The sequence below is a fragment of the Staphylococcus petrasii genome, assembly GCF_002902565.1.
Taxonomy (GTDB): domain Bacteria; phylum Bacillota; class Bacilli; order Staphylococcales; family Staphylococcaceae; genus Staphylococcus; species Staphylococcus petrasii.
In genome coordinates this window covers 1-4875 of sequence record NZ_PPRC01000113.1, presented here as the reverse complement: position 1 = coordinate 4875, position 4875 = coordinate 1, and the positions used below count along the sequence as shown (strand labels likewise).

General features: G+C 26.0%; 4 protein-coding genes. All 4 read left to right on the top strand.

Annotation, left to right across the window (positions count from 1 at the left end; translation table 11 throughout):
- The first annotated feature begins 107 nt into the window (after nucleotides 1–107).
- A complete protein-coding gene (locus CD127_RS11620) occupies nucleotides 108–1220 on the top strand; it encodes a tyrosine-type recombinase/integrase (RefSeq protein WP_000706213.1) in 1113 nt (370 codons plus the stop codon).
- A 2-nt stretch (nucleotides 1221–1222) separates the two neighbouring features.
- The gene (locus tag CD127_RS11615) at nucleotides 1223–3286 is read left to right on the top strand and encodes a tyrosine-type recombinase/integrase (RefSeq protein WP_000026850.1); all 2064 of its coding nucleotides are present in this window, start codon (nucleotides 1223–1225) and stop codon (nucleotides 3284–3286) included.
- Nucleotides 3287–3294: 8 nt separating this feature from the next.
- A complete protein-coding gene (locus tag CD127_RS11610) occupies nucleotides 3295–3660 on the top strand; it encodes a DUF6262 family protein (RefSeq protein WP_000410574.1) in 366 nt (121 codons plus the stop codon).
- A 4-nt stretch (nucleotides 3661–3664) separates the two neighbouring features.
- Nucleotides 3665–4875, top strand: a 1211-nt coding sequence (locus tag CD127_RS11605; protein ID WP_162191591.1) for a hypothetical protein, incomplete at its 3' end; no start/stop codon positions are given.

The window sequence follows — 4875 nt, the reverse complement described above, 5'->3', positions numbered from 1 at the left end:
ATATTAAATAGTCTTTTTTTATTACGTGTAATAAGTTTAATATGTATGATGTAAAAAGAATTTGAATAGTGTATACTTATACTATTAAAATTAGAAATGAGATTATTATGAAAATAGTAGAAGTAAAATCTAAGAATGGTACCAATTTTATGATTTTAGATGGTAATAATGAACCTATAGTAGATGCAGTAAGATATTTGAAGTATCTGGATAGTGTTAAGAAAAGTTTAAATACCAAGAAAACCTATGCCTATGCACTAAAAAATTTTTTTGTTTACTTAGAAAGTAAAAAGATATGCTATAAAGAAGTTAGTTTTGATAACTTTGTTGATTTTATAAGATGGATGAAAACACCTTTTGAATATGAGAATGTCCTCTCTTATCACCGAAAAGAAAAAAGCATTAGTCCTAAGACAATTAATCTGACTATGACTGTAGTATCTAATTTTTATGATTATCTCTATAGGAGTAAAAAATTAGATGTTAATTTCTATGATTTTATGCATATGGAAAGTAAATACTCTAAAAAATATAAAAGTTTCATGCATCACATAAATAAGGACTATAGAACGTTGAAAAATATTTTGAAAGTTAAAGAACCAAAGAAAAAAATAGAAGTGTTAACTAATGCGGAGGTTAAGAAATTATTAGAGGAAGCTAATAATATTAGAGATAAATTCTTAATACAATTACTATATGAAACCGGATTACGTATAGGTGAGGTATTATCATTACGTATTGATGATATTAAATTTGACTTTAGAAAAGGCCATCAAATAGTTTTGAAAAATAGATTTAATGATAATGGTACTTATTTGAAAACTGGGGAAAGAAAAATATTTATTTCCCAATCGTTAATTGATTTATACGATGATTATGTCTACGAAATAATTGACGAACTTTCAATATGTTCTGATTATCTTTTTGTAAAAATAAAGGGGAGAAATGTAGGAGAAGCTATGAATTATAGTGATATATATTCATTATTTAAAAGGCTAAAACATAAAACATCTATAAATGTTCATCCTCATTTATTTCGCCATACACATGCAACTGTTTTTTATAATGAAACTAAGGATATAAAACAAGTTCAAGAAAGACTTGGTCATAGTAATATACAAACGACTATTAATTTATATGTTCATCCCACTGAAGAAGATATACGTGAAGATTGGAATAAAGTAAAGCATCAATTTCAAGTTTTTAATAAAGGGGAATGACTATGTCAATACCAATTAATTTACCTACAAACAGTACTATGATTAATGAATTATGTACATTACAAAGTAGAACCATCAATATAAAAGGAGAGGTTTTAATAACTGAAATATATGATGATTACTTTTTTAAAAATGATGAGTGGCACATTACAGCTTTTAACAAATTCAAGCAATTTCAAGATAGTATCAAGAACTATAGAGACAAAAGAAAAAATGTTTTCTTTAGGATTAAAAGTAAAAATTTGAATTTAGAATTTAAATACCTTTTTTTGAAACTGATAGTTAAAGAGGATTGGTCCTTATCTAATTTATTTAATACTGGAGCAGTAAAGCTTAATAAGATTGCTAAGTTCTTTAATGAAGTTTATCCAAATTTAAATTCTTTACTTGATTGTGATATAAATACATTAGAAAAGCACTGGTTTAATTGGCTGACTGAAAATAATATACCAATAAAAAGAAGATCATCAACAATAGTTTTTGGTGATTATGAATACAAAAGCGGACTGGCTTCTTTTTTAAAGAATATGTACATTAATCTAATTAAGTTCATTGATAAGCGAGAAGAATGGGAAAAAGATAAATGGGATATTAGAAATTTAGAAAAATATGGATTGAGTTATAATAAAACACTAACTGGCAATTATTTAAACTTTGAAAAAATTGAGTCAATTAAAATGCGAGAATTAGCAAAAAAATATTTAAAAAATCGTTTGATAACTGGTGATATAGCATTTGCTACAGCAAGGTTTTATATAAGAGTTTTAACTAGGTTTTTTCAAAATATATCTAAAAATAAAGAAACAAGGAATAGTTTAAATGAACTAGATAGATGTCATATCGAAGCATATATAGAATTTTTGTTTGAATATGCAGCTAATAAACATTTGCAAAGTACTAAGAATTTTGTGAGAGAAGAATTAAAAACAATTAGAAGGTTCTTAAACGATATTATAACTCAAAACTATGCTATAGCACCGTACCAAGATATACGATTTTTAATTTATCCTCAAGACTTACCTAAACACGAAAAGAAAAATAGTAGCCAAATTGATTATATCCCAGATTTTGTATTGGAACAGCTTTTTGAGCATATAAATGATTTGCATAAAGATTTAATACCTGTAGTTTGGATAGCTTTTAAAACAGGATTAAGAATTTCTGATGTATTGACATTACAAAATAATTGCCTTGCAAAAGTTAATGGAAAGTATTCAATAATCACAGATATTGCTAAAACTTTTGTTAAAGGACATAGAATACCAATTGATAATAAATTAGCTGATATAATAGCAGTTTTAATAGCCGATTCTAAAAGTAAAAGTACAAAAGATAATAATCCTAATAATTATATTTTTGCTATTTATAAAGGAAAAAGAAAGGGAATGCCCTTTACACAACATATGGTCAGAGCACACTTAAATCATTTATCAAAGACTAAAAATATTATTGATGAACAAGGAGAAATCTTCCATTTCAAAACTCATCAATTTAGACATACCTATGCAGTAAAATTGTTAAATGGTGGAGCAGATATATTAACGATACAAGAATTATTAGCACACTCCTCACCAGAAATGACTCTAAGATATGCTAAGTTACTTGATGATACAAAGAGAAAGGCTTTTGAATCAGTTATTGATCAAGGAGCTTTTAGTTTTGATGTTGACGGTAAAATTAAAAATATACAGCATAGTAGTGAACTATCTGAAAAAGCATTGAATTCTTTATGGCAAGAACATAAATTAAACGCAATGGACAATCCTTATGGCACTTGTCATGCTAGATTGAGTGGTGATTGTCCATACATGGAAGCTCCGCCATGCCTGACTTGTAATTCTGGGAAACCATGTAAGGATTTAGCTATTGGATTTTCTGATTTAGATGTTGAAAAATATGAATTACATATCAAATCAACGGTCAAATCTATAGAATTAGCTAAAAATAATAATAGACAAGATATGGTTGAAAAGCATATAAATATATTAAATAAATATGAAGAAATACTAGGTAATATAAAAGATGGAAACATTATATTCGGGAGAAGTAATAGAATAAAAGTATAGAGGTTAAGATGGAAAAATTTAATAGACAAGAACAATTAAAACAGTTGCATGCAGAACGAAAAGTTAAAACCGAGAAAAAAGTTGATAAAGCAATAAATGATTTAGTTCAAAAAAATAAAGAAATTAACTTTAACATCGTTTCTAAACATTCAAAAGTTTCGAAAGCTACATTATATAAAAATAATAAAATTCGAAAGAAAATAGAGAAGTTACGTGAACAAAACAGAGAAATATTTGTTCATAAAAATAAAAATGACGGTAAAGATGCGTTAATCTCCTCTTTAAAAAGAAAAGTAAATTCTTTAGAAAAAGAGAAAAAAATGTTGAAAGAAGAAATTAGCGTTTTATATTCTAGGCTGTATGAGGATATTTAAAATAATGGACAATAAAATTGAAAAGATTCTAGAAGATATTAATAAATTACAAGGCTATAAAGTAACATATCAATATGCTACTGCTATAAATATAAAAGATAATAACATGAACCCTTGGTTTGAAAAAATTGAGGAAATTCTATTGAATGTAAAAGGAGTTATACGCATTTTATCTCCTGACAACCCCCCGGTAAATTATGATTATTGGATTTTACCTGGAAGATATAAAAGACATACAAAAGAATATCACGAAAAACTAGAAAAATTTTTAGAAAAATTTGCTACTAATGCAAATATTAATGATGGATTGTTTGATCAAAATAATATACATGGATACAAATATAAAAAATATATATTCACTCCACATATTGAAATTACTCATGAGAACACTTTGAATTTATTTTTTTTAACCTTAACTATATTTAACAATGGTACATTTGTTATAGAAATCATTGAAGACTTAGAGAGTATAAACTTTGGAAGCGACTTGTATAGTACTTTCTCATGTGTAAAAGATAAGATATATCCTCTAATTAATCAAGAAAAAAATAATAGACAAAGACAGTATCAATTGTATGGTAATAGACATTGTAAAAATATTAGAGATGTTTCTAGACAAATTAATAGAATTATAAAAATTAATAGTAAGGATATTTTTGAATATAAAGTATCTAAAAATATGGGTTTTGAAGTTTATTATTTAGCTAATGAAAATGAATTTACTGATGATCCTTTCTATGAGGACGTGAAGATTCAAGAGTGGTTAGTAAATGCGCCTATTTTTTCATTTGAAGGAAAAAGTAAACATTTTAGGCAAGATGGTTATAGCGATAATTATATAAACTTCTTGAATAAAGCATCTGTTTTTGTAGTTTGGATGGATGAGCAAGAAGAAGATGTTTTAGAAAAATGTTCTCAAATGGCACTTTATTTCAATAGTTCTGCTAATTTCTTTTTCTTAGAAACTATGTTAAATGAATTACAATTGTATGGGTATCAACAATATAATTTAAATGGAAAAAAAGAAGCCCTATATTTTAGACAATGGATACTAAATTTCAAGAGATCTATTGCAATTATTTATAGAACAGAGCTTTTACCTAGTTTATATTTATATTTGTATCTAAAGAATAATAATGATTTTAAATCTCCACAATATATTGAAGAATTAAACAAAGAAGAATTATCACTAATTGAATTGGAGCAGTCATATAA

Bases quoted from the DNA above. Each gene is read 5' to 3' on its own strand.
- CD127_RS11620 (WP_000706213.1), top strand. From the start codon at position 108: ATGAAAATAGTAGAAGTAAAATCTAAGAATGGTACCAATTTTATGATT.
- CD127_RS11615 (WP_000026850.1), top strand. From the start codon at position 1,223: ATGTCAATACCAATTAATTTACCTACAAACAGTACTATGATTAATGAA.
- CD127_RS11610 (WP_000410574.1), top strand. From the start codon at position 3,295: ATGGAAAAATTTAATAGACAAGAACAATTAAAACAGTTGCATGCAGAA.